This window comes from Metabacillus endolithicus (assembly GCF_023078335.1).
Classification (GTDB): Bacteria; Bacillota; Bacilli; order Bacillales; family Bacillaceae; genus Metabacillus; species Metabacillus endolithicus.
This window is the reverse complement of sequence record NZ_CP095550.1, coordinates 1,410,846-1,433,417: the sequence shown is the minus strand read 5'-3', so window position 1 is coordinate 1,433,417 and position 22,572 is coordinate 1,410,846. Positions and strand designations below refer to the sequence as shown.

General features: G+C 35.3%; 26 protein-coding genes and 1 pseudogene. 12 read left to right on the top strand and 15 right to left on the bottom strand.

Annotated elements, in window-relative coordinates; genetic code table 11:
- Positions 1 to 194: 194 nt before the first annotated feature.
- A complete protein-coding gene (locus MVE64_RS07720) occupies positions 195 to 758 on the top strand; it encodes a beta-class carbonic anhydrase (protein WP_247345258.1) in 564 nt (187 codons plus the stop codon).
- Positions 759 to 782: 24 nt separating this feature from the next.
- Here the strand turns inward: MVE64_RS07720 and yidD are convergent, their stop codons facing one another.
- The gene (yidD, locus tag MVE64_RS07715; protein ID WP_098794906.1) at positions 783 to 1,013 is read right to left on the bottom strand and encodes a membrane protein insertion efficiency factor YidD; all 231 of its coding nucleotides are present in this window, start codon (positions 1,011 to 1,013) and stop codon (positions 783 to 785) included.
- 136 nt (positions 1,014 to 1,149) lie between these two features.
- Here yidD and MVE64_RS07710 point away from each other — a divergent pair, with 136 nt between their 5' ends.
- Positions 1,150 to 1,623, top strand: coding sequence for an S-ribosylhomocysteine lyase (locus tag MVE64_RS07710; protein ID WP_098794907.1), 474 nt, complete (start codon positions 1,150 to 1,152; stop codon positions 1,621 to 1,623).
- Between the two features lie 37 nt (positions 1,624 to 1,660).
- Here the strand turns inward: MVE64_RS07710 and folE2 are convergent, their stop codons facing one another.
- Positions 1,661 to 2,569: a GTP cyclohydrolase FolE2 gene (folE2, locus tag MVE64_RS07705; RefSeq protein WP_247345255.1), complete on the bottom strand. Its 909-nt coding sequence runs from the start codon at positions 2,567 to 2,569 to the stop codon at positions 1,661 to 1,663.
- 218 nt (positions 2,570 to 2,787) lie between these two features.
- On the opposite strand from folE2, the gene MVE64_RS07700 reads away from it, so the two are divergent.
- Positions 2,788 to 3,792: a permease gene (locus MVE64_RS07700; protein ID WP_247345253.1), complete on the top strand. Its 1,005-nt coding sequence runs from the start codon at positions 2,788 to 2,790 to the stop codon at positions 3,790 to 3,792.
- A 22-nt stretch (positions 3,793 to 3,814) separates the two neighbouring features.
- Positions 3,815 to 4,756: a TIGR03943 family putative permease subunit gene (locus MVE64_RS07695; RefSeq protein WP_247345251.1), complete on the top strand. Its 942-nt coding sequence runs from the start codon at positions 3,815 to 3,817 to the stop codon at positions 4,754 to 4,756.
- A gap of 26 nt (positions 4,757 to 4,782) precedes the next feature.
- On the opposite strand, the gene ytzI is transcribed toward MVE64_RS07695, so the two are convergent.
- Positions 4,783 to 4,956 (bottom strand): YtzI protein, encoded by a 174-nt coding sequence (gene ytzI, locus MVE64_RS07690; RefSeq protein ID WP_212137025.1) that lies wholly within the window; start codon positions 4,954 to 4,956, stop codon positions 4,783 to 4,785.
- A 158-nt stretch (positions 4,957 to 5,114) separates the two neighbouring features.
- Between ytzI and MVE64_RS07685 the strand changes: the two genes are divergently transcribed.
- Complete coding sequence (locus MVE64_RS07685; protein ID WP_098794912.1) at positions 5,115 to 5,555, top strand: Dps family protein; 441 nt, start codon at positions 5,115 to 5,117, stop codon at positions 5,553 to 5,555.
- 43 nt (positions 5,556 to 5,598) lie between these two features.
- Here MVE64_RS07685 and MVE64_RS07680 read toward each other — a convergent pair whose 3' ends face one another.
- Positions 5,599 to 5,811 (bottom strand): DUF6154 family protein, encoded by a 213-nt coding sequence (locus MVE64_RS07680; protein ID WP_247345248.1) that lies wholly within the window; start codon positions 5,809 to 5,811, stop codon positions 5,599 to 5,601.
- 141 nt (positions 5,812 to 5,952) lie between these two features.
- Here MVE64_RS07680 and MVE64_RS07675 point away from each other — a divergent pair, with 141 nt between their 5' ends.
- Positions 5,953 to 6,285, top strand: a complete 333-nt coding sequence (locus MVE64_RS07675; protein WP_098794914.1) for a hydrolase — start codon at positions 5,953 to 5,955, stop codon at positions 6,283 to 6,285.
- Between the two features lie 66 nt (positions 6,286 to 6,351).
- Complete coding sequence (gene ytkD, locus MVE64_RS07670; protein WP_098794915.1) at positions 6,352 to 6,822, top strand: RNA deprotection pyrophosphohydrolase; 471 nt, start codon at positions 6,352 to 6,354, stop codon at positions 6,820 to 6,822.
- A gap of 47 nt (positions 6,823 to 6,869) precedes the next feature.
- Here ytkD and MVE64_RS07665 read toward each other — a convergent pair whose 3' ends face one another.
- The 3 genes from MVE64_RS07665 to MVE64_RS07655 are packed head-to-tail and all read right to left on the bottom strand — an operon-like array spanning position 6,870 to position 9,444.
- Positions 6,870 to 7,685, bottom strand: a complete 816-nt coding sequence (locus tag MVE64_RS07665) for an ABC transporter permease (RefSeq protein ID WP_247345245.1) — start codon at positions 7,683 to 7,685, stop codon at positions 6,870 to 6,872.
- On the bottom strand, positions 7,672 to 8,442 hold the full coding sequence (locus tag MVE64_RS07660) for an ABC transporter ATP-binding protein (RefSeq protein ID WP_247345242.1): 771 nt from the start codon (positions 8,440 to 8,442) through the stop codon (positions 7,672 to 7,674). Before MVE64_RS07660 ends, MVE64_RS07665 begins: the two co-directional genes overlap by 14 nt.
- Positions 8,443 to 8,454: 12 nt before the next feature.
- The gene (locus tag MVE64_RS07655; protein ID WP_247345240.1) at positions 8,455 to 9,444 is read right to left on the bottom strand and encodes an ABC transporter substrate-binding protein; all 990 of its coding nucleotides are present in this window, start codon (positions 9,442 to 9,444) and stop codon (positions 8,455 to 8,457) included.
- Between the two features lie 280 nt (positions 9,445 to 9,724).
- Here MVE64_RS07655 and MVE64_RS07650 point away from each other — a divergent pair.
- Together MVE64_RS07650 and MVE64_RS07645 are read left to right on the top strand one after the other, a co-directional pair.
- A pseudogene (locus tag MVE64_RS07650) lies at positions 9,725 to 10,506 on the top strand (alpha/beta hydrolase family protein).
- 91 nt (positions 10,507 to 10,597) lie between these two features.
- Entirely contained in the window at positions 10,598 to 10,840 is a 243-nt protein-coding gene (locus MVE64_RS07645; protein ID WP_098794920.1) for a DUF2584 domain-containing protein, read from the top strand.
- Positions 10,841 to 10,882: 42 nt separating this feature from the next.
- Here the strand turns inward: MVE64_RS07645 and MVE64_RS07640 are convergent, their stop codons facing one another.
- Positions 10,883 to 11,377, bottom strand: coding sequence for a CBO0543 family protein (locus tag MVE64_RS07640; RefSeq protein WP_247345237.1), 495 nt, complete (start codon positions 11,375 to 11,377; stop codon positions 10,883 to 10,885).
- Between the two features lie 115 nt (positions 11,378 to 11,492).
- The gene (gene pckA / locus MVE64_RS07635) at positions 11,493 to 13,085 is read right to left on the bottom strand and encodes a phosphoenolpyruvate carboxykinase (ATP) (RefSeq protein ID WP_247346987.1); all 1,593 of its coding nucleotides are present in this window, start codon (positions 13,083 to 13,085) and stop codon (positions 11,493 to 11,495) included.
- 887 nt (positions 13,086 to 13,972) lie between these two features.
- On the opposite strand from pckA, the gene metK reads away from it, so the two are divergent.
- Positions 13,973 to 15,169: a methionine adenosyltransferase gene (gene metK / locus MVE64_RS07630; RefSeq protein WP_098794921.1), complete on the top strand. Its 1,197-nt coding sequence runs from the start codon at positions 13,973 to 13,975 to the stop codon at positions 15,167 to 15,169.
- Between the two features lie 26 nt (positions 15,170 to 15,195).
- Here the strand turns inward: metK and MVE64_RS07625 are convergent, their stop codons facing one another.
- From MVE64_RS07625 to MVE64_RS07615, 3 genes are read right to left on the bottom strand one after another with little or no spacing between them, the layout of a single operon-like run.
- Complete coding sequence (locus MVE64_RS07625; RefSeq protein ID WP_247345234.1) at positions 15,196 to 16,626, bottom strand: sensor histidine kinase; 1,431 nt, start codon at positions 16,624 to 16,626, stop codon at positions 15,196 to 15,198.
- Positions 16,610 to 17,296 carry a response regulator transcription factor gene (locus tag MVE64_RS07620; protein WP_247345231.1) on the bottom strand — a complete coding sequence of 229 codons (687 nt, stop codon included), beginning with the start codon at positions 17,294 to 17,296 and terminating at the stop codon, positions 16,610 to 16,612. Before MVE64_RS07620 ends, MVE64_RS07625 begins: the two co-directional genes overlap by 17 nt.
- Entirely contained in the window at positions 17,286 to 18,251 is a 966-nt protein-coding gene (locus MVE64_RS07615; RefSeq protein ID WP_098794924.1) for a YncE family protein, read from the bottom strand. The genes MVE64_RS07620 and MVE64_RS07615 overlap by 11 nt, the downstream gene beginning before the upstream one ends.
- A gap of 180 nt (positions 18,252 to 18,431) precedes the next feature.
- Between MVE64_RS07615 and MVE64_RS07610 the strand changes: the two genes are divergently transcribed.
- Positions 18,432 to 18,845 (top strand): FixH family protein, encoded by a 414-nt coding sequence (locus tag MVE64_RS07610; RefSeq protein WP_098794925.1) that lies wholly within the window; start codon positions 18,432 to 18,434, stop codon positions 18,843 to 18,845.
- A gap of 113 nt (positions 18,846 to 18,958) precedes the next feature.
- Here MVE64_RS07610 and MVE64_RS07605 read toward each other — a convergent pair whose 3' ends face one another.
- From MVE64_RS07605 to MVE64_RS07595, 3 genes are all read right to left on the bottom strand, one after another.
- Positions 18,959 to 20,101: a glycosyltransferase family 4 protein gene (locus tag MVE64_RS07605; RefSeq protein WP_247345228.1), complete on the bottom strand. Its 1,143-nt coding sequence runs from the start codon at positions 20,099 to 20,101 to the stop codon at positions 18,959 to 18,961.
- Positions 20,102 to 20,138: 37 nt separating this feature from the next.
- Entirely contained in the window at positions 20,139 to 20,726 is a 588-nt protein-coding gene (locus MVE64_RS07600) for a phosphatase PAP2 family protein (RefSeq protein ID WP_247345226.1), read from the bottom strand.
- A gap of 376 nt (positions 20,727 to 21,102) precedes the next feature.
- Positions 21,103 to 21,615, bottom strand: coding sequence for a gamma carbonic anhydrase (locus MVE64_RS07595; RefSeq protein WP_098794928.1), 513 nt, complete (start codon positions 21,613 to 21,615; stop codon positions 21,103 to 21,105).
- Between the two features lie 128 nt (positions 21,616 to 21,743).
- Between MVE64_RS07595 and MVE64_RS07590 the strand changes: the two genes are divergently transcribed.
- Positions 21,744 to 22,538: an alpha/beta hydrolase gene (locus tag MVE64_RS07590; protein WP_247345224.1), complete on the top strand. Its 795-nt coding sequence runs from the start codon at positions 21,744 to 21,746 to the stop codon at positions 22,536 to 22,538.
- Positions 22,539 to 22,572 lie beyond the last annotated feature (34 nt).

Genomic DNA, 22,572 nt, shown 5'->3' with positions numbered 1-22,572 from the left:
AATCAGTATGATTACGATTAAGACTTCACTATTATATCTTAATGATTACGATTTGAGAACTAATTTTTATTTCTAAAAGCAAATAGTAACTGTTACGATTTAATTTCCTTAACCATAGTAACTCATCATTAGAGAATTTTCAAGAGTTATGATATGATAAAAAAACAGAAAACTAGAATAGTGGAGGAATGAATATGAGATTAGTAGATGAAATTTTAGCACATAATGAAAAATTTGTAGCAGATAAAGAATTTGAAAAATTTGAAACAACAAAATTTCCTGAGAAAAAGCTTGTCATCTTATCTTGTATGGACACTAGATTAGTTGAGCTTTTGCCACAAGCAATGAACATTCGAAATGGTGACGTAAAGATTGTGAAAAGTGCTGGTGCCATTGTTGCTCATCCTTTTGGAAGTATCATGAGAAGTATTTTAGTCGCTGTTTATGAATTAAAAGCAGATGAAATCTGTGTAGTGGGTCACCATGATTGTGGTATGAGTAAATTAAATTCAGAATCTTTCTTATCAAAAGCAGTGGAACGCGGAGTTTCCTCTGAAAAAATTGATACAATTAAATATTCTGGAATAGATTTAGATCAATGGCTAAAAGGCTTTGAGAAAGTTGAAGATAGTGTTCGTGATAGTGTGGAAACAATTAAAAATCACCCATTACTAGTAGAGAATATTCCAGTGCATGGTCTTGTTATAGATCCTGCAACAGGAAAACTTGATGTTGTTGTAAATGGATACGAAGGTTAAGATAAGAAAAAGCTATGAAAAATTTCATAGCTTTTTTTCTTGTTTTTCCGGTACAAGATCAACACCACCGGGATGAAACGGATGACATTTTAAAATACGCTTTATCGTTAAATAACTTCCTTTAAGTACCCCAAACCTTTGAAACGCTTCGAGTCCGTAATGTGAACATGTTGGGTAAAAGCGACAGGTGGGTGGTGTAAGGGGCGATATAAATTTTTGATAGAAACGGATACCGGAGATGAAAATTTGCTTCATAACTTGTTGACCTCACTTTTAATAATGCAGTTTTTCATAACTAGAATAGTTGATCATTCGCCATTTTTCATTCATGTGTTACAATATAAACGAGCATAGTATGCTAGTCCATTTTAACATTATAGGAGTGAAAAAGATGCCTTCAGTAGAAAGCTTTGAATTAGATCATAATGCCGTAAAGGCACCATATGTTCGTCATTGTGGCGTTCATAAAGTTGGTAGTGACGGTGAAGTAAATAAATTTGATATTCGTTTTTGTCAGCCAAATAAACAGGCGATGAAGCCTGATACCATTCACACGTTAGAGCATTTACTGGCTTTTAATATTCGTGAGCATTCAGAAAAATATGATCACTTTGATATTATTGATGTTTCACCAATGGGATGTCAAACAGGCTATTATTTAGTTGTAAGTGGAAAGCCAGAAGTAAGTGAAATCATTGATCTTTTAGAAGATACTATGAAAACTGCTGTTGAAATTACGGAAATTCCAGCAGCTAATGAAAAACAATGTGGTCAAGCAAAGCTTCATGACTTAGAAGGAGCAAAGCGTTTAATGCGTTTTTGGCTTGATCAAGATAAAGAAGAATTAGCCAAAGTATTTGGTTAAGAAAAAAACGGTGTTCCAAATGGGACACCGTTTTTCATTAGTCTTCTTTTCTATAACTTAAACTAGCAATCGCATCATGTAAATGAATAGATTCTTCGTTACGACATTCTACTGTAAATGCCTGTACAAAATCTAATTCATATAAGTCAGCAGCAACAAGCCTAACCATATCTTCCACAAAACGAGGATTTTCATATGCAGTTTCTGTTACAACCTTTTCATCTGTACGTTTAAGAACAGGGTGTATCATTGCACTTGCATTTGATTCGGCTGCTTCTAAAAGTGCTGCTTTCCAATCTGTTTTTTCATCATAACCCTCAGTAAATTCTACATTCATCGTTACGAATCCACGTTGATTATGTGCACTATATTCACTAATTTCCTTAGAACACGGACAAAGTGTTGTGATTGCACTAGTTAAAGAAGCTGAGCTTGTAAACCCAACGCCATCTTGGTACGTAACAGAAATAGAAGCCTCGGCATGGTTTAATCCTACTAATTCTGAGCTTGGTCCTTTACGCTCATAGAACCAAGGGAACGTTACCTCTATGCTTGCGTCTTTTTGCTTTAGACGTTCTGCCAATTCTTTCGTAAAATCATACAGATTTGAAAGAGTAAGAACAAATCCTCCATTTTGACGGTATTGCTCAAGTTGTTCAGTAAAGCGGCTCATGTTTGTACCTTTTGAATCATATGAGATTTTACTTGTCATTTTAAAAGTAGCAATAGTCGTTTGTTCCTTTGGCAGTAAGTCAGAATGAATAATGATAGGATGTTTAACATTACTAATTCCTACAGCGTCTATAGTAAAAAGAAAATCTTTTTTTGTGTTTTGTAAATCAGGCATCTGCTCTTTTTCTGTGGGTTTTAGCTTTACTCCCGGTTCAACAGAGCCGAATAAACGGTGTCGTTCCTTTTTTGGTGGTAAATTTATCTTTCTTGTCATTTTAATCCCCTCTCACTTACTCGATATTGAGAGTATACTGTAAGTCAATAGAAAACTTCAACGAATAAATCTCTGGAATGTGTTGGGATGTGTCGAATTTTAGGAAAAAAACTAGAATGAAAAAAGAATGTAAAGAAAAGTTCATAATTAAAAAGACATAATCTCGCAAGAAAACTAGTATGATATAGAACAAAGATTAATAGGATAGGAGTTCAAAAATGAATAAAATCGTCATACCACTATTTCGTGAATTTATTGCTCTCGGGTTAATAGGTTTATTTTTTTACTTATTCCTATTTGTTGATTTTCAGGATCTATCATTTAACATTCCTTCAGAATTATTAACAGTCAACACGATGTTTTTAAGTATTCTATTAGAAGCGATCCCCTTTATTTTGTTAGGAGTTTTTGTTTCAGCGCTTATTCAAACATATGTTTCTGAAGATTTAATTAAAAGAGCATTGCCTAGAAATGCGATTCTTGCTCTTTTACCAGCAGCATTACTAGGAGCTATTTTCCCTATTTGCGAATGTGCAATTGTTCCGATTGTAAGAAGGTTGATGAAAAAGGGAATGCCGTTACATATTGGGGTTGTCTTTCTGGTTGGGGCACCGATCTTAAATCCAGTTGTATTTGCTTCAACCTATTATGCCTTTTCTTCAGAGCTTCATATTGCTTATGCAAGAATGGGGTTAGCGTTTGTTTTGTCGATTGTGATCGGGTTTATCATTTATCTTTTGTTTAAGAACAGCAATCAATTAAAATGGACGAAAGAGGATGTAGTAGTAGAAGGGAATACTAATCAAGAAGAAAAAGTAGGAAAGTTAAAATCTACGTTATTTCATGCAAGTGATGAATTTTTTGAAATGGGAAAATTTTTAATAATGGGGGCATTAATCGCCAGTCTTTTTCAAACATTTCTTGATCGTACTCTGTTGACTGAGCTCGGAACGAACGAGTTCCTTTCTCCAGCATTAATGATGGGGTTTGGTTATATTCTATCACTATGCTCTGAAGCAGATGCCTTTGTTGCGGCTTCTTTTGGTGGTACATTTACTGCCGGTTCATTACTTGCTTTTTTAGTATATGGTCCAATGCTTGATTTGAAGAATACAATTATGCTTTTTGCTTTCTTTAAAGCAAGATTTGTTGCAGCGTTTATTCTAGTCGTTACTATTGTTGTTTATATCTCTATTATTATTTACCAGTTTCTATTTTTATAAGTAAAGGAGGTTTAGAGATTATATGGAAAAACAACATGCGCAGTATCGATTTCAACTATATATCCGAGGAATTATATTAATTGGATTTACCTTATTAATGCTTAAGCTAGTCATCACAGGAAATATGGTTCATTTCATTGCGCCAAAAATGATGCCTTTTATGTATTTTGCAATTATTGTTTTTGCCCTGTTAGGTGCGATCCAAATCTGGAGAAGTGGTTCTAAAAAGCAAGCTGAGCTTTACTGTGATTGTGGAACAGACCATGCTGTTTCATCGTCACCAATAAAAACGCTACTTGTTTATTCTTTATTTGTTTTTCCTATTATAACTGGATTTTTATTTCCAGATGTTGTGTTGGATAGCTCTGTTGCTGCCAAAAGAGGATTTAAGACAAATCTAGAAGAGCAAGATACATCAAAGGCTGAGGCTTACTTAAGTGATCCTGAAGCTTATTTGAATGAGTTAGATGAAAGTGTAGGAAATAAAGTTGCACAGTCTTCCAACATTCCGGATGTACCACTTGAGCACCCTGAAGGATTTGAGGTTCAGGAAAAACCAGTGGACTTTTATGCACAACTTGAGCAGAAAATGCTTGAAATGGAAACCATTCAATTTACTGAAGAAAATTTTATAGCAATGACCTCGATACTTGATGAAAACCCTGATAAGTTCGTTGGGAAAAAGGTAGAGATGTTAGGGTTTGTTTTTAGAGAACATGATTTTAAAGAGAATCAATTTGTCATCGCAAGGTTTGGTTTATCATGTTGTGTGGCAGATGCATCAGTGTTTGGAACATTGGCAACATCTCCAGAAGCAGAGACATTGGGTGATGATCAATGGGTGAAACTAACTGGTACAATTACAACAGTAAAGTATCAAGATTGGACATTACCTTCAATTGAGGTTTCCGAAATTGACCGTGTTGAACAACCGGAATCACCTTATGTTTATGAAAGTTACTAAAAGGCTAAGAGAAAGCCCCACGCAATCTATTGATTTTGCGTGGGTTTTTCTTGTTCTTTCTCTTGTGTTTCTTGATTGTTAACTGGCTTTTTAATTGGATCAACAGTATGTTTATATTGGTAGGCTTTTCTTGTCGTTAAGAGGCTAAGCAAAAGCACAATAATGACAATGATGATGCAGATAATAAAAACAGTTTTCAATACATTTTCCTCCCAAAAAATCTTCCTCTACTTATTCTATTATTAGTTATCATATCATGAAAGATCTAACATGTTTATACAATGTTTTTAGTATGTTCAAGCGTTTAAAGTCGAAAAACTGGGGTAAAGTACTAGTAGATAATAAAGGAGGAATTAAGATGTCAGAGAAACTAGTAACTACAGTAAATAAACAAATTGCCAACTGGACGGTGCTTTATGTAAAACTACATAATTATCATTGGTTTGTTAAAGGGAAAAACTTCTTCACATTGCATGAAAAGTTTGAGGAGTTCTATACCGAAGCAGCTGTCCATATTGATGAACTAGCTGAACGCTTATTAGCTCTTGAAGGAGCACCGGTTGCTACAATGAGAGAAAGCTTAGAGCTTGCTTCAATTAAAGAAGCTGATGGAAGTGAAACAGCAGAACAAATGGTTCAAAACATCTATGATGATTTTAGTGTGTTAGTAGATGAGCTAAAAGAAGGAATGGATTTAGCTGGTGAAGTAGGAGATGAAACAACTGGTGATATGCTATTGGCTATTCATCAAAGCTTAGAAAAGCATAATTGGATGTTAAAGTCTTTCTTAGGAAAATAAGCAGAAAGCAGGTGATGTGATCATCGCCTGCTTTTTTTCACTGTTAAAGCTCTCTATCAGCAAGATCTTCAGAAAGCTTCTCTGAAAAATATGGAATCATAAGAGAGTGCAGGTCTTCCTCTGATAGAGTGTTGACCCAAGAGAGCATGTCCTGCTTGCTTGTTTTTTCTAGGATAGATTTAACATAGGCATAGACATCTTCTTCATCTGCGCGGAATTTACTAAGCTCTGGATTTGTAAAAAGTTCAATGTTCACGGTATTGTCCTCCAGTTTTTAATCGTAGCTTCTTCGTATTTTTTGTTATTAAGAGTAGAACTATTCTAATTAATATCTCGCTGAATATTACAAAGAATATGAACAAAACATAACATAAGGATAATTGAAGGAGTTGTCGACATGGAGAATAATAAGAAAACGTATTATATTACGGTGGGAAGTGGGCAAATTTCACAGTTAAGTACAGCTTCTGCATGGGATTTTAAAATAGAGGCAACCGATGAAGAAATCGTTCAGCTCAGGGAGTATTTCGATCAAGTATACTCAAGCGATTTTCAAGGTTTCCTTCGCTCACATACACCATATGTTCAGTACCATTATGATCGTGAAAATGATGCAATTGATGATACGAATATGAAAATATATCGTATGATTTATGAGCTAGGTGATGAAGAGGCAAAAGAGCATATTCGGACAAATCAGCTCATGTCAAAAATTAATGAACAAGAATAAACCGTTATACAGAGTTTTGACATTGTGATAAGATTTGTTTATTAGGAAAAAAATAGAGGGATTAAAATGTACCGATTTATAGATTATTATCACAATGAAGTTGTTTTATCTTTTGATGATCATCCTTTTTCGAAAGATCCCAAACATGTTTGGGTTGTTTGCCGTCATCAAGACCAATGGTTGCTAACAAAGCATTCTGATCGTGGATTTGAATTTCCGGGAGGAAAGGTTGAGGACAATGAAACGGCCCTTGAAGCAGCTATTAGGGAAGTGAAAGAGGAGACAGGTGGAATTGTTAAAGAAATAGAATATATTGGTCAATATAAAGTAAAAGGTAAAGAAAAGGTTATCGTAAAGAATATCTATTTTGCCATGGTTAATCAATTAGTTGAACAAGATGGCTATTATGAAACATATGGACCTGTGTTACTTAAGGAACTGCCTGAAGGGATTCAAAAAGATAAAAAATTTAGTTTTATCATGAAAGATGATGTATTACAAAGAAGTATTGAGGAAATAAAAAGAAGATTAAAATAGAGGCGGCAAACGATGAACCCTCAAGGAGCAATGAGGGAACATCGTAGTCAGCCTCTTTTGTCGTTTTTAATCAATCGTTTCTCCAGCAACTCAACGCCCTGGTACATAATAGTAGCAAAAAAGGCAATAATGATTAGGCTCAATAAGACAAGAGTGAAATTAAATACTTGGAAACCATAAATGATCATATAACCCAATCCTTTTGCTGAAACAAGAAACTCCCCTACAATTACACCTACCCATGATAATCCTACATTTACTTTTAGCGTTGAAACAATTGTAGGAAATGAAGCTGGTAAAATGGCTTCTTTAAAGGTTTGGAATTTGCTTGCTTGAAACGTTTGTAGCACCTTAATATAATTTGAATCTACTTCTTTAAAAGACGTGTATACAACAATTGTTGTAATGATAACCGAAATAATTGTCCCCATTGCAATGATTGAAAAAAAGCCAGGACCTAAACCAACGATTAATATTGGACCAAGAGCCACTTTAGGCATGGCATTCATTATAACAAGGTAAGGATCAAGTATCTTTGATAATCTGGGTGACCACCATAAAATCGCTGCAAGTAGTGCACCTAAAGCTGTTCCTAATATAAAGCCGAGTACAGTTTCAAAAAGAGTCACACCAAGGTGAGATAGTAGGGTTCCATCATTTATTTTCGTAAGAAATAACTTCCATATCTTTGAAGGTGAGCTGAAAAGTAATGGATCAATCCATTCTCTTTTGCCCGCTATTTCCCAAAGTCCAAAAAAACAAATGAAAATTAATAGTTGATAAAATCTGATCCACTTTTTTTCTCGTTCAAGACCTCGTTTATAATTTCTATGAAGGAGTTCAATGCTTTCATTCTGTTTCATGCTGATCCAGCTCCTTCCATATTTGCTGAAATAATTCTGAGAACTTTGGATGCTGTCTTGCATAAAATGGAGGAAGCTCGCGTATTTCTTTAGGAATTAAATAGGTTCTACTCAGTCTCCCTGGTTTAGCTGAGAAAACAAATATTCTGTCACTCATTGCAATAGCCTCGCCTATATCATGTGTGACAAGGATTGCTGTTTTATTAAAATCCTTTAACGTTTGAACAACAAGATCTTCAAGTTTCAATTTTGTTTGATAATCAAGAGCAGAAAAGGGCTCATCAAGCAATAAAATCTGGGGATTTGTCGCTAATGTACGCACAAGAGCTGCCCGTTGTCTCATTCCACCTGAAAGTTGGCTAGGAAACTGTTTTTCTACTGAATCAAGGCCCATTTTCCTTAATAAATCTAATGTTTTTTCAGTAGTTTCAGGTGTTTTTTGATTCGTTATTTTCAAGCCTAATGTGACATTTTCTTCGATGGTTTTCCAAGGAAATAAATAATCCTGTTGAAGCATATAGCCAATTAATTCGTCAGGTTTTGTAATAGGTTTATTTGCAATACTTACCGTACCCTCAATAGGTTTAATAAGGCCGGCAATAATTGATAATAATGTTGTTTTACCACAGCCGCTAGGACCGAGGAAGGAGACAAATTCCCCTTCCTCGATAGAAAGCTGAATATCTTCTAAAGCAACTGTCGCTGAATCTTTTGTTAAATAGATGTGGTGAACATGATCGACGAGTAAAAATGACATAATAGCTCCTCCTTACTTGCTTGACACTTCTTCTGCAAAAGAGGTATTAACAAGTGTTTCGTGATCAACTCTCATAGGCAGTTCCCCAGCTTCATCCATAATGTTTTGGAGATTTTCCCACTCTTCAACATCCAAGATTGGATCGGTTGCAAATGAGCCTTGTTCTTTGTATCGTTGTACAACTGTTTCAATCAACTCTAGTTCTGTATCTTCGAACTGAGGAGCGATGGATTCTGCAATTTCTTTTACACTTTTTTCTTGAACCCATTGCTGTGCTTTATAAATAGCGGTTGTGAATTTCTTTGCAGCTTCTTCGTTTTCATCTAAAAAGCTTTGCTTGCTCATAAACGTTGTATAAGGAACCTTGCCGGATTCCGTACCAAATGAAGCGACGATATGGCCTGTGCCTTCTTTTTCAAAAATACTGGCTGTTGGTTCGAAAAGCTGAACAAAATCTCCTGTACCAGAAGCAAAAGCGCTTGGAATATTTGCAAAATCAACATTCTGAATGAGTTCAAGATCTGTTTGGGGATCGATTCCATGTTCCTTTAACACGAACTCCCCGACCATTTGCGGCATTCCGCCTTTCCTTTGCCCTAGGAAGGTACTGTCTTTTAGTTGTTCCCATTCAAAATCATCAATTTTTTCTCTACTAACAAGGAAGGTTCCATCTGTTTGAGTAAGTTGAGCAAAATTAATGATCGGATCATTTGAGCCTTGTGCATGCACATAGATAGATGTTTCTGAGCCAACTAAGGCAATATCTGCGCCGTCTGAGAGGAGAGCAGTCATTGTCTTATCTCCACCCCAAGTTGTTGTTAACTTCACGTCAAGTCCTTCTTCCTCAAAGAAACCTTCCGCCATTGCAACATATAAAGGGGCGTAGAAAATTGAGTGTGTTACTTCGGCAAGATTAATCGTTTCAACCTTTTCCTGACTGCATGCAGAAAGGGGTAAAACAATTAATAACGCAACACATAAATACAACAGCCATTTTTTCATGTCATTAACCTCCTTGATGTATAGCACCTTTTTTGACAAGCAAGTAGAATAGGGTTTGGATGGATAGTAGAAATAACTAAGGTTTCGCCTTAAGAATTGGCGATAAACTAAGTTTTCTAATAAGATGATGTAGAAACGTGTATTCTCTTGTAATGTATGAAATGTGATTTCTAAAGAATATAGGATAATTTATGATCTTTTTAAAAATGTGTGAATGCCTAGATATGTATTTTGGGGAAAGGTAAAGGAATAGAACAAAAGAAGAAAGAGTGATTGTAAGATGAATGGAAAAATTATTAGTAAGATAAAATATCCCTCACCTAATCCAAACATTCATTTATGGATTGTAACTTATCAGTCCGAACAGTTAAAAATAAAGGGCACTTACTAGCTGAGTTCGTACGTGAAGGTAAATACGAGGGACTATTGTATTTACGTGGCGGGATTAAAAGTGTGGGAATGGTGAGGATCGGTAGGGTAATTCAATTTGCCTCTGAAGGATTTGTTGTGATGGCTCCTTTTTATCGTGGAAATCAGGGGGGAGAAGGAAACGAGGATTTTGCTGGAGAAGATCGCTATGATGCTATTTCTGCAATGGAAATTCTAAAACATCATCCAAAAGTCCAGCCTGATAGAGTGCATGTGTTCGGATTTTCAAGAGGAGGGGTCATGGCCTTATTAGCAGGCATTATTGCTGAAGATATTCGTTCTGTTGTTACGTGGGGTGGTGTAACGGATATGGTCTTAACTTATGTTGAGCGGGAAGATTTACGTAGGATGATGAAAAGAGTGATTGGTGGTACACCAACAAAATTTCCAAAAAGATATGCCTGGAGAACACCTTTATATGAATTGGACAGGCTACACGCACCAACTTTAATTATTCATGGTGTAAAAGACAAAAATGTATCAGTTGAACATGCTTACAGGCTAGAAAAACGGTTAAAGGAGCTAAATAAACCAGTCGAAAGTTGGTACTTTGAACAATTTACACACTATTTTCCTCCGAAAATAAATCGTGATACATTACAAAGACTTTGTTTATGGATGAAAAAACAATAAGAGGTTGATTTTACTAAGTTTTATAGGTGTGATAAAAAAGCTCTGGTGGTATGATGAGTATAAGTTCAAGTAGAAAGAGGAGGGGTCCTATATGGGAATGCCAATGGAATTTAATACAATGATTGTGACAAAGGGAAAAGAAGTCCGTATTGATGAAAATACCTTTGAGTTATCAAAGGATGGATATCGAGTTTACCCAATAGATATACCGATTGAGGTAAGAAAAACAATGAGTGGTGAAGTAACTGGACAAGCTGTGGTTCAGAAACTAGAATTAACGAACATTAAAACAATTGTCACGTATCAACTTATTAACTTAAATTCAACCAACTAATACATAAAGCCAGGTAATTGAGGTTATCTCATTACCTGGCTTTTATTCGGCTTTAGGAACAGGTGTATCATCAGCTTTTCTTACAAAAGCAATGAAGGTTCTTACGATAAGAAAGGTTATTGTAATTGAGGCAAAGCTTGATAAACTGTTCCAGCCTTTTTTGAATTTGACTAATTTTGTATTAACTTCAAGCCAATGTTCAACGATAGCCATTGGAATGCTGAAATAAAACACTTTTAAAAGAATCATTGGGATACTAGAGGATTTTGTTAATTGATTGTAATACACACAAGATAGAGGAAACAACAAATAATCATAGATGAAGCTTATATCAAAAGATTTAAATAGTTTTATTGGGTATTTTATATAACCACGATGAATGAGAAGATTGTCCATTATAGAAGAAATATACCCTTTAAAAAGGAAAATAATTAACCAATCCTTCATAGGTGGCTTTTTAATAATTTTAATGACTGAAAAAAGCCCAAATAATAATAGAAACTTAAGTGTGTTCTCTTCAAACTGGTGTTTTCTCACGATCATCCCTCCTAATATAGAAAGTTTGTCCTAACTTTCGTTAAAATATTGAAGCAATATAGGAAGAGGGATAAAAACCAAAGAAAGCCCATCATATGATGAGCTTTAAAACACACTAGTTATAACGAATTGGGCCTCCCAATTTCTCGATATCGTTAGATAAACTATTGAATTTCTTGAAGTTATCTTTAAATTCTGTAGCTAATTCGATTGCTTTGACAAGGTACTCATCTTGAGAGCCCCATGTTTTTTGTGGCTGTAATACATCGTCAGGAACCCCCGGTACATGAATTGGAATATTTAAACCAAATACTTCATCCTTTACGGTTTCAATGTGATCAAGGTCACCTTCAACTGCTGCCTGAACCATAGCTCTTGTATACTTGAGATTCATCCGTTTACCAACACCGTATGCTCCCCCGGTCCAACCAGTGTTTACTAAGAATACTTGAACTTCATGTTCATCAATTTTTTGTCCAAGCATGTTAGCGTAACGTGTTGCTTTAAGTGGCAGGAATGGAGAGCCAAAGCAAGTAGAGAACGTAGTTTCAGGAGCTGTTACGCCACGCTCTGTTCCTGCTAATTTGCTTGTGTATCCACTTAGGAAGTGATACATTGCCTGTTCTTTTGTTAACTTACTAATTGGAGGTAATACACCAAAAGCATCTGCAGTTAAAAAGACAATCGTTTGTGGATGACCAGCAATACTTGGAATAATGGCTTTGTCAATAGCAGTTAGTGAATAGGCAGCCCGAGTATTTTCTGTGAAAAAGGAACTGCTGTAATCTGCTTCTCTAGTGTCATCATCAACAACCACATTTTCAAGAACTGATCCATAGCGGATTGCATTAAAAATTTGTGGTTCTTTTTCTTTCGTTAAGTTGATACACTTTGCATAGCAACCACCCTCAATATTAAATACGCCAGAAGTAGACCATCCATGTTCATCATCACCAATTAAACGACGGTTAGGGTCAGCAGATAACGTTGTTTTACCTGTGCCGGAAAGTCCGAAAAACAGGGCAACATCACCTTCAAAGCCAACATTTGCTGAGCAATGCATAGGGAGAATATTATTTTCAGGTAATAATAAATTCATAACTGAGAATACAGACTTCTTCATTTCGCCAGCATATTCAGTGCCACCGATTAAAATCGTTCTTTTCTCAAAGGAAATGATAATGAAAGTTTCTGATTTTGTACCATCAACTTCTGGATCAGCTTTAAAATGCGGGGCTGATAAAATGGTAAAAGGTAGTTCCTTTGACTCGTTTTCTTGTTCTTGATCTTTAATAAACAGTTGGCTTGCAAAAAGATTGTGCCAGGCAAACTCATTTATAATTTTTAATGGTAACTGAAAGCGGGGGTCAGCACCTGCAAATCCATCAAAAATAAAAATTTCATCTCGTTTCTTAAGGTGTAAAATCATTTTACTGTATAAGCGATCAAATGCTTCTTCTGAAATATGCTGATTCACTGGGCCCCAATTTATTTTACTTTTTACTGAACTTTCGTCTACAATAAACTTATCCTCTGGTGATCTCCCGGTATAAGCTCCGGTTGTTGCTCGAATTGCACCTGTTGATGTTAATAACCCTTCTTTACGTTCAAGTACTTTTTCAACAAGCTGTGCAACTGATAAATTATGTTTAGCATTCTCCCCATTAACAAGCTGATTAAGCTCATTCGTGATATCTGTAATATTCATCCCCATTACCTTCCTTCTAGAAAAGAATAATTTCCCTTATGTTGTTAATTAGTATAACACATTAATTTCAATAAAACATACTATTTGATGATTTGCTATCATTAAATTTTTGAATTGAAAAAATATTTTGCTATTAGAAAAACTTAAGCTTTGTACAACACATCAAGCTAGCATAATGTAGAAAAACAATTGATATTTATATTTCTATAGGGAATGGGACACAATAGTGATAGACATCTATCAAATATTTTAATAAATCAATGGTAATAGTTGTCGATTTTTGTTGACACCAATAGGTTAGTGCGCTATGATATGTCCTTGAACGGATTCTCTTATCCCGAGCTGGTGGAGGGACAGGCCCTATGAAACCCAGCAACCTGCTATCAAAGGAAAGCGGCGACTGCGCACTAATTATATAGTTTTATTGAACAGTTTTTTTGCCTGACCTAAGAAAAGCACGTTATGAATCAAAATTCATTTTGATTCATGTTGTGTTTTTCTTAGGTCAAGAATGATGCGCCAGCATCATTCAAGCAAGCGACAGCTTGCTTAGGCAAAAAAGACCACTCTGTGGAACTATGTTAAACCGACGCACTCTAGAACGACATTTTCCGACGCAAAGGTGCTAACCTGAAGCAAGGCGAAAGCCCTTGATCGATAAGAGCGAAAGGCGATGAACGATGATAAACCTTTCCTCACATGGGAAAGGTTTTTTTGATAACAGAAAAAAGTATTCTTCATTAGAGTTTTACCAGGACAAGCATGTGGTAAAGGTACATAATACTTCTGTTCACAAAATATGCCAACGTGATTTTCTAAAGGTCATACTTTGGGAAGAGTTCCGGATCAAATGAATGAACATGAATATGAGGAGGAAGCTTTTAATTATGTCTAAAAAACGTCTTTTTACTTCAGAATCTGTAACAGAAGGCCATCCAGATAAGATCTGTGACCAAATTTCAGATTCAATTCTTGATGCAATTATTGCAAAAGATCCAAATGCACGTGTAGCGTGTGAAACGTCTGTTACAACTGGTTTAGTATTAGTAGCAGGAGAAATTACAACAAGTACGTATGTAGATATCCCCAAAATTGTCCGTGAAACAATCAAAGACATTGGTTACACTCGTGCTAAGTATGGTTTTGATGCGGAAACTTGTGCTGTATTAACATCAATCGATGAGCAATCAGCAGATATCGCTATGGGTGTTGACCAAGCTCTAGAAGCTCGTGAAGGTCAAATGTCAGATGAGGAAATTGAAGCAATTGGCGCAGGTGACCAAGGTTTAATGTTCGGGTTTGCATGTAATGAAACGAAAGAATTAATGCCACTGCCAATTTCTTTAGCACATAAATTATCACGTCGCTTAACTGAAGTTCGTAAAGATGAAATTCTTCCATACTTACGTCCTGATGGAAAAACACAGGTAACGGTTGAATATGATGAAAATAATAAACCAGTTCGTATTGATACAATCGTTATTTCAACTCAACATCATCCTGAAGTTACACTTGAGCAAATTCAACGTAACCTAAAAGAGTATGTTATTAACCCTGTTGTTCCAGCAGAATTAATTGATGAAGAAACAAAATACTTTATTAACCCAACAGGTCGCTTTGTTATTGGTGGACCACAAGGAGATGCTGGCTTAACTGGACGTAAAATCATCGTTGATACTTACGGTGGATATGCTCGTCACGGCGGTGGAGCATTCTCTGGTAAAGATGCAACAAAGGTTGACCGTTCTGCAGCATATGCAGCTCGTTATGTAGCGAAAAACATCGTTGCAGCTGGTTTAGCTGATAAATGTGAAGTTCAATTAGCGTATGCAATTGGTGTAGCACAGCCAGTATCTATTTCAATTGATACATTCGGAACAGGAAAAGTTTCTGAAGAAGTATTAGTAGAAGTTGTTCGCAGTAATTTCGATTTACGTCCTGCTGGAATCATTAAAATGCTTGACTTAAGACGTCCTATTTACAAACAAACTGCAGCTTACGGACATTTTGGCCGTAATGATCTTGATCTTCCTTGGGAAAGAACAGATAAAGCAGATGCTTTAAATAAAGCTGCATTACAATAAAGTATAAAAAGGTCTGATGTGAATGTTCACATCAGACCTTTTTTGTTAAGTTCATTTGGAAATACAAGCGTAACTGTAGTACCTTTGCCTAACTTACTATGGAATTCCATTCTGCCCCCGTGCAAAAGAACTAATTGTTTTACAATTGCTAGTCCTAACCCAGTACCGCCTTCTTTACGGTTTCTTGCTTTATCTGTACGATAAAAACGTTCACCAATATGTATAATCTCTTCTTCTGACATCCCCATTCCATTATCAGAAATAGAAAAGAAGATGCTTTCTTGATCTTGTGTGGAAGAGAGTGAGATCGTTCCAGGTTTATCTGAGTATCTTATTGCGTTTTCAAGAAGGTTATATATAATTTGTTGCAGTCGGTCAGGACTACCAATAATAATGATTTCATCGTCTAAGTGTTGCTGAAGCATTAAGTGTTTTTCTTGAAGACGATGATCAAATCGATCCACAGTGTCATTAACTAATTGTGAGAATGCAATAGGCTCCTTTATTAAAGGGTAATTTTCTCCTTCAAGCTGAGCTAAATCTAATAAATCATTAACAAGTCTTTGCATTCTCTCAGATTCACGCTGAATAAGGGAAAGGTATTTTTCAGCTTCATCCTCAGTTTCATAAAGTTTTTCTTGAAGAACCCCACTATAACCCTTTACATAACTTAACGGAGTTCTTAGTTCATGGGCGACGTTGGCTAAGAAGTCTTTTTTCTTTTGATCTGACTCATCCAATGCCTCTGACATCTGATTAAAGGTTTTGGCTAATCCACCAATTTCATCTGATGTTCTTACAGGAATTCGATTTTTGAAGTTGCCTTTAGCAAGTTCTTTTGCATATTTTCTCATCTCATGGATAGGTTGCAAAAACGTATTGCTCATTGAATTCACGATTTTAAAGATAACTAAAAAGAAAATGATGCCAACAGCAATTAACAAAGGTGTTGTTCTATTAAAAACTTCTTCAATAGGAGCGAGAGGTAAATAAAGATAAATGATACCGACTAATTTATTTTCATCAAGTAAGGGTACGACAACACCCATGATTTGTCGGTCAAATCTTTCTTCATAGCCTATCTTGATTAAATGCTCTCCACGTAATAAGTTCCTTCGCTCTTCTTCGCTAATTAACCCCTCATGATTAATTTCAAATGGTAAACATGCACTCAATTCTCTTGGGTTATTAACCAATAAAATCTCTGATTCACTAATTGTGTTATACCAATTAAGATGGGACTTAAACTCATCTGAAATTTCGCCTGATGTATAACTACTTTTTAGCTTTAGTCCTTCATCTAATAGAGATTGCTCCACTTCATTTACATAAAGATTTCGATACAAATAATGAATAAATAAAAATGAAAACAAGATTGAAACACAAAGGATAACAGCAAACAATAGGCGGATTTTTGTTTTTAACGAACTAGATGACCAGTTACATTTCAGCTTCAAATTTATAGCCAACCCCCCAAACTGTTTGTATACTGTTTGCTGCTGCATCTAACTTTAGTCTTAATGTTTTGATATGGGTATCAACCGTTCTTTCACTTCCTGTATAATCAATTCCCCAAATCTTCTCAAGTAAATGCTCTCTGGAGAAAACTTGTGATTTATGAGTTGCAAGAAATAAAAGTAATTCGTACTCTTTGAGTGTTAAGGATAAGGGTTTTTCATAACAAAATGCTTTTCTTGATTTTAATTCAAAGGAGATTGAACCAAAGTTTTGTCGATTATCTTGGAGTTGGTTTGCATGATTGCTAGTTCTCCTTAGTACGGCTTCCACCCTTGCTAGCAGTTCACCTGTACTGAAAGGCTTAACAATATAATCATCTGCCCCTAACTTAAGACCATGTATACGATCCCATTCGTCACCACGCGCTGTTAAGAATATAATCGGAATGATATATTCTTCTTGAATTTGCTTCGCAAGTGTAAATCCATCTATTTTTGGCATCATCACATCTAAGAGAATCAAATGTGGTGAAAATTGAGGAAGGAACTTTAATGCTTCATCACCATCCTCAGCTTGTAAAACATCATATCCTTCTTTTCGTAAATAAAGATTTACTAATTCTCTCATTTCAGGTTCATCATCAACGACTAAAATCTTTTTATTTAGCATTAGCTGTTCCCTCTCTTGCGATTAACTGTAAAGGACCATCACCAACTGGTATGGTATCTATTTTCTTGAAACGATTAAGATCAATGATTTCCACTTCATTTGCGTCATAGTTGCTAATATATAAATTATTATTATATAACGTCATTGAAAAGGGGTTTGCACCTACCTCGATAGAACGGAGAATTTGATGGGAGTTACTATCAATTTCTCTTAATATATTAGAGCCATGACTTAAAACATAAACCTTGCCATCTTTTGTTATAAAATCAATTGGCATCAGAGGTGCATGAACGGTTGCTTTTAATTGTTGGGTTGTAAGGTCATAAATATATATATCTTCTTGGATATGAACTCCTGAGCCATGGCCGCCAAGCCAAAGTTCTTGTTTCTCCGTTATAAATCCACCAGCTGCTCCATCATGAGTAGGAATGGTTCCTTCCATTTCTAACTGATTCTTAGAAAGAATCGCAATACTTGGTTGATCAAGATAACTAACGTACAAATGATGCTGATTTTCAAATATTGCAAATGGTGTGTGCTCCACCGTTGTTTCTTTCAAACGTTTACCATCTAAATTAAACATTTTTATTTTATTGGTTTGTTGATCAGCCAGATATAAGTTTTTTTTAGAAGATAGAAGACCGGTTTCTATTCCCTCACCAATTTCCCACTCTTTGCTCTTGCCTGTTGAAAGTTGGTATACATAACCTTTTGATGATTCTTTATTTAATAATAGAAGTTTGTCATTCGATAACAGGATTCCACTTTTAAATGGATGCGGTACTTCCCAGATCATTTTTTCTTTTGTATCAGCATCTATAAAAGTAATAGACTGGTCGTATATATTCAAACTTGCAATGACAGATTTAGATAATGGGATTTTGGGTAATGTAGGTTCTGTAGAACAGGAGACCATTAGGAGCAGAAGAATGGTCCCAAAGATTAATCGTTTCATTGATATTCCTCTCAAATTCTTATTTTTATTATAGTGTAGGTAAGGCATTCATTTGGATGGTATAGTGATTATTATAACTTGAAAATGTGAATAATGAATGAAGTCATAAAGTCATATTGTTTTACTTCATAAAAATATCACATTTGTTCGCTATCTTTAAAGAGTAGGAGGGGAATAAGAATGAAGCTTAAGATAGTGATAAGTATAAGTATCCTAGCGATAAGTGTACTTCTTGCAGCAGGCTGCCAGCAATCTTCTGAACATCAGCATACTAATCATTCAGAAGAAGTTGAAGTGAAGGCACCCAAAGTTGAAATACTAGCAAATGTCCACACAAATACAAATCAAGAAGAAACAATTAGTGCGAATGTATATTACGGTGAAGAACTTGTTGACGATGCTGAAGTAACATTTGAAATTAAAAAAGGTGAAGAAGAATCCGAGAAGATGTTGGCGGAACTAACAGATACCGGTACTTATTCAATTGATTATATTTTCGCTGACCCTGGAGTTTATCAAGTAACAGCACATACAAATGTAAAAGGATACCACACAATGCCAACGATCGATATTCAAGTTGGTGAAGGTACCTGATCATTCAAAGAAACAAGAAACTGAATTGTGTCAGAGGACATTAAAAAAGCAAAGGAGACATTTTAAAAATACTCCTTTGCTTTATTTATGTTTCTTATATTAATCAGCAAACCTCATGCATAGCGAATAAACTTCTTTTCAATTAATGCATCTTCATATTCTTTAAGTAGTCCTTCAAAAATTTGATCCCATGTTTGAGAAAGAGCATATTGACGTGCCTCTTTTCCCATTTGAGTTTTTAAAGAATGATTTGTTAATAAATGAATAATAGCATTTGTGAATTGCTCCACATTCCTTGGTTCACATAAATGTCCGGTTTGATTTTCCTTAATAATGTTTTTAACTCCACCAGAATTAGCTCCTATGACTGGTGTACCTGATGCAAGGGCTTCTAAAACGACATTTCCGAATGTTTCCGTTGGAGATGGAAAGACAAATAAATCCGATGCAGCGTATACTTTTGCGAGATCCACACCATTTAAGTAGCCGGCAAATGTCATGTTTTCAGGAGCCTTCTTTTGCATATCTTCTTTAGATGGTCCATCTCCTACAATTAACCAATGAATTTGATTCTTCATATCCTGAGGAAGGCTTAGCGTGATGTTCATAAGAGTTTCAATATCCTTTTCAGGAGCTAAACGGCCAACATAGGATAAAATATATTTTTCTTTAATATGATATTTATTACGAATTTCTTCATTAGGGTAATTAGGATGAAATAATTGACACTCGACTCCCCTTCCCCAAATATGAAGGTTGGAAAACCCTTTTCGCTTTAATTGTTCCAGTGTCTCTTTAGATGGAACAAAGATTTTACTTAGAGGTTTGTGAAACCAATGCATATACTTCCAAAGAAACTTAGATAGAAATTGAAAATCATAGTACTCCAAATATTGATCAAAATCAGTGTGGTAGGATCCAACAAGCGGGATGTTTAGTTTTTTAGCATAATGCAGTCCGCAAAGACCTATATTAAAAGGTGTGGCAACATGGATTAAATCTGGCTTGAATTTTTGGAGCTCTGACTTTACATGTAGCATATTGGGAAGAGCTAATCTACATTCAGGATACAAAAAAAATGGTAAGCTTGTGAAACGGTGGATATGACTTGAAAACAAGCTTTCATTTGTACTTTCTGGTGCAAAAACTCTAAATTCATAGCCGTTTTTTTCGAGATAGTCTGTAAATCTCTTTAATGTTCTTGCAACCCCATTTACATCAGGTGCAAAAGTATCTGTGAAAATAGCTATTCTCATATAAATCCCCCCAGTTACTAAAAAGTGAAAGGTACCATTAATGAGTTTCTATTTTTATGTTCATACTTAGGTTAAAGAAAGCCTTATACAATATTTCATGGCAAATTGTGTAGCTAACAAATCCAGCAGAGCTTCCAAGTAAACATCCAGCCAGAACATCTGAAGGGTAATGTAAGCCAAGATACATTCTTGATAAACCTACACTTATAGCAACTGGTAAAAGAATAAGTGCAAATTGTGGCATAAATAAAATAAATGGAATGATAACAGAAAAAATAGCAGTTGTATGTCCTGATGGAAAGGAATGATCTTCCAATGGATTTGCAGGTACTTTTGTTTCTACAAGTGCAATGTAAGGTCTTTTACGTGGATACAGTTTTTTAACCATAGCCACGGGAAGATGGCTTAAAAGAAGTGATAATCCACTAGCAATGCTTGTAGTTTGTACGTTACCTTTTGTGAAAAACATAAGACAAAGACAAACCGTGATTGTGATAATAGCTCCACCAAGATGTGTAATATTGCGAAAATAGAAATTTAGAATCTTTTGATCAAAATGACGGTTTACACTTCGAAACAGCCTGCATTCAAAATCATACATGTTCGATAAAAGCCTTGTTTTCATCTTAGGAACGCTCCTTTTTTTTACCCCTTTACTATTATTTTAGTTGATGATTATTTAGTTAATAATAAGATAATGTAAAAAATTGCTTCACATAATTTTCAAAAAATTAATGATAGCTAAATAAACATTATGAAATGAAATTATTTTCTTAAGATAGGTATAATATGTAAGAAGTAGAGGCATTTGTGTCTGTCCTGAGTCATTTTTAAACAATTTATGAAAGAAGATTTTGAAAGTGGTATGGAAAGGTAGAGGGTGGTAACATAATAAGAAAGATTAGAAAAACTTGGCTTATCGCCAAGTTTCATTGGTGAATTTTTTATTCTTTAAAAAGACTTTATGTAATGTACAAATCCATAAAAATTATTCATGGTGCTTATTTTTTTATGGATTTATAATATTGTCCTTTTTCAACATATTCACGACGGATTCGTTCCATATCTTTTATATCTTCTTGGGTTAGTGATCTTACAACCTTTGCTGGTCGACCAAGAGCAAGCGTGTTAGGGGGTATTTTTTTTCCGGGAGGAACAAGACTACCTGCTCCAATAAAGGCTCCTTCACCAATTTCTGCACCATCTAAAATGATGGAACCCATACCAATTAAAGCTTTCTTGCGAATAATGCTACTATGTAGAACGACACTATGGCCAACAGTCACGTCATCTTCGAGGATTAGTGGTTTGTTAGGACTTTGATGAAGACAACATAAATCCTGAATATTCACACGCTTACCTATAATTGTTGGTGAAACATCTCCGCGGATGACTGTTTGAAACCATATGCTTGATTCATCTCCGACAATTACATCACCGGTAATTGTTACATAATCTGCAATGAAAGCTGATTCAGAGATTTGGGGCTCTTTGTCTTTAAATGGATAAATCATGTTTGTCATTCCTTTCTAATGGAAAGAATATACTTTTATTCGTTTATTATACCACTGGTTTATAATACTAAAATGTTGATTTCCATAGATATTTAAAAAGAGAAGATAGTGAAAGGAGAGGCAGCATTATGTGGAAATGGGAAGCTGAAACAGATGATGTAAAGGGATGTATTGTTATTGTCCATGGAGCTGCTGAACATCATGGTCGCTATAAAATGCTTGTAGAAATGTGGAGATTAGCTGGATATCATGTTGTAATCGGTGATTTACCAGGTCAAGGAACTACAACCAGAAGAAGAGGACACATAGAATCTTTTGATGAATATATAAAAGAAGTGAATGAGTGGATTACGGAAGCAAAGAAATTTGGTGCTCCGCTATTTTTATTAGGCCATAGCATGGGAGGCCTTATTGTTATTCGTGCCTTGCAGGAAAAGCATCATGATGTGAAGGCAGTAATTCTATCGTCTCCTTGCCTGGGAATATTATTTAAACCTAATAAGGCGCTTGAGCTTGCTTCAAGAGGCTTGAATTTAATTATGCCATCTTTTAAAGTACAGTCACAATTGAATGTTGGTCTTGCTACTAGAAGTAAAGCTGTACAGGAGCTTGATGAAAATGATTCTTTATATGTGACAAAGGTTTCCGTAAGATGGTACCGTGAGTTAATAAAGGCTATGGAAGAAGCACAAAATCAGGTTGGTAAATTTCAGGATGTACCGTTATTACTTATGCAAGGCGGCGCAGACAAGATTGTTGACAAGTCACTTGTGAAAGCATGGTTTAACAAAGTAGATCTTCATGAGAAAAATTATAAAGAGTGGAAAGGGCTTTATCATGAAATTTTTAATGAGCCAGAGCAAGAAATAGTTTTTGAAACGGCGAAGAGGTTTTTTGACGCCCATTCACATGATCAAAAGTAAAACACTATAAAATGCTTTAACTTTATTCTATATA

Excerpts from the sequence above, each read along its gene's own strand:
- MVE64_RS07710 (WP_098794907.1), top strand. The coding sequence starts at position 1,150 with ATGCCTTCAGTAGAAAGCTTTGAATTAGATCATAATGCCGTAAAGGCA.
- folE2 (WP_247345255.1), bottom strand. The coding sequence starts at position 2,569 with ATGACAAGAAAGATAAATTTACCACCAAAAAAGGAACGACACCGTTTA.
- MVE64_RS07590 (WP_247345224.1), top strand. The coding sequence starts at position 21,744 with ATGTGGAAATGGGAAGCTGAAACAGATGATGTAAAGGGATGTATTGTT.
- pckA (WP_247346987.1), bottom strand. The coding sequence starts at position 13,085 with ATGAATATTACAGATATCACGAATGAGCTTAATCAGCTTGTTAATGGG.
- MVE64_RS07675 (WP_098794914.1), top strand. The coding sequence starts at position 5,953 with ATGGAGAATAATAAGAAAACGTATTATATTACGGTGGGAAGTGGGCAA.
- MVE64_RS07610 (WP_098794925.1), top strand. The coding sequence starts at position 18,432 with ATGAAGCTTAAGATAGTGATAAGTATAAGTATCCTAGCGATAAGTGTA.
- MVE64_RS07605 (WP_247345228.1), bottom strand. The coding sequence starts at position 20,101 with ATGAGAATAGCTATTTTCACAGATACTTTTGCACCTGATGTAAATGGG.
- MVE64_RS07615 (WP_098794924.1), bottom strand. The coding sequence starts at position 18,251 with ATGAAACGATTAATCTTTGGGACCATTCTTCTGCTCCTAATGGTCTCC.
- MVE64_RS07645 (WP_098794920.1), top strand. The coding sequence starts at position 10,598 with ATGGGAATGCCAATGGAATTTAATACAATGATTGTGACAAAGGGAAAA.
- MVE64_RS07595 (WP_098794928.1), bottom strand. The coding sequence starts at position 21,615 with ATGATTTATCCATTTAAAGACAAAGAGCCCCAAATCTCTGAATCAGCT.
- MVE64_RS07720 (WP_247345258.1), top strand. The coding sequence starts at position 195 with ATGAGATTAGTAGATGAAATTTTAGCACATAATGAAAAATTTGTAGCA.
- MVE64_RS07695 (WP_247345251.1), top strand. The coding sequence starts at position 3,815 with ATGGAAAAACAACATGCGCAGTATCGATTTCAACTATATATCCGAGGA.
- MVE64_RS07700 (WP_247345253.1), top strand. The coding sequence starts at position 2,788 with ATGAATAAAATCGTCATACCACTATTTCGTGAATTTATTGCTCTCGGG.
- MVE64_RS07655 (WP_247345240.1), bottom strand. The coding sequence starts at position 9,444 with ATGAAAAAATGGCTGTTGTATTTATGTGTTGCGTTATTAATTGTTTTA.
- MVE64_RS07660 (WP_247345242.1), bottom strand. The coding sequence starts at position 8,442 with ATGTCATTTTTACTCGTCGATCATGTTCACCACATCTATTTAACAAAA.
- MVE64_RS07600 (WP_247345226.1), bottom strand. The coding sequence starts at position 20,726 with ATGAAAACAAGGCTTTTATCGAACATGTATGATTTTGAATGCAGGCTG.
- MVE64_RS07665 (WP_247345245.1), bottom strand. The coding sequence starts at position 7,685 with ATGAAACAGAATGAAAGCATTGAACTCCTTCATAGAAATTATAAACGA.
- MVE64_RS07620 (WP_247345231.1), bottom strand. The coding sequence starts at position 17,296 with ATGCTAAATAAAAAGATTTTAGTCGTTGATGATGAACCTGAAATGAGA.
- metK (WP_098794921.1), top strand. The coding sequence starts at position 13,973 with ATGTCTAAAAAACGTCTTTTTACTTCAGAATCTGTAACAGAAGGCCAT.
- MVE64_RS07685 (WP_098794912.1), top strand. The coding sequence starts at position 5,115 with ATGTCAGAGAAACTAGTAACTACAGTAAATAAACAAATTGCCAACTGG.
- yidD (WP_098794906.1), bottom strand. The coding sequence starts at position 1,013 with ATGAAGCAAATTTTCATCTCCGGTATCCGTTTCTATCAAAAATTTATA.
- ytkD (WP_098794915.1), top strand. The coding sequence starts at position 6,352 with ATGTACCGATTTATAGATTATTATCACAATGAAGTTGTTTTATCTTTT.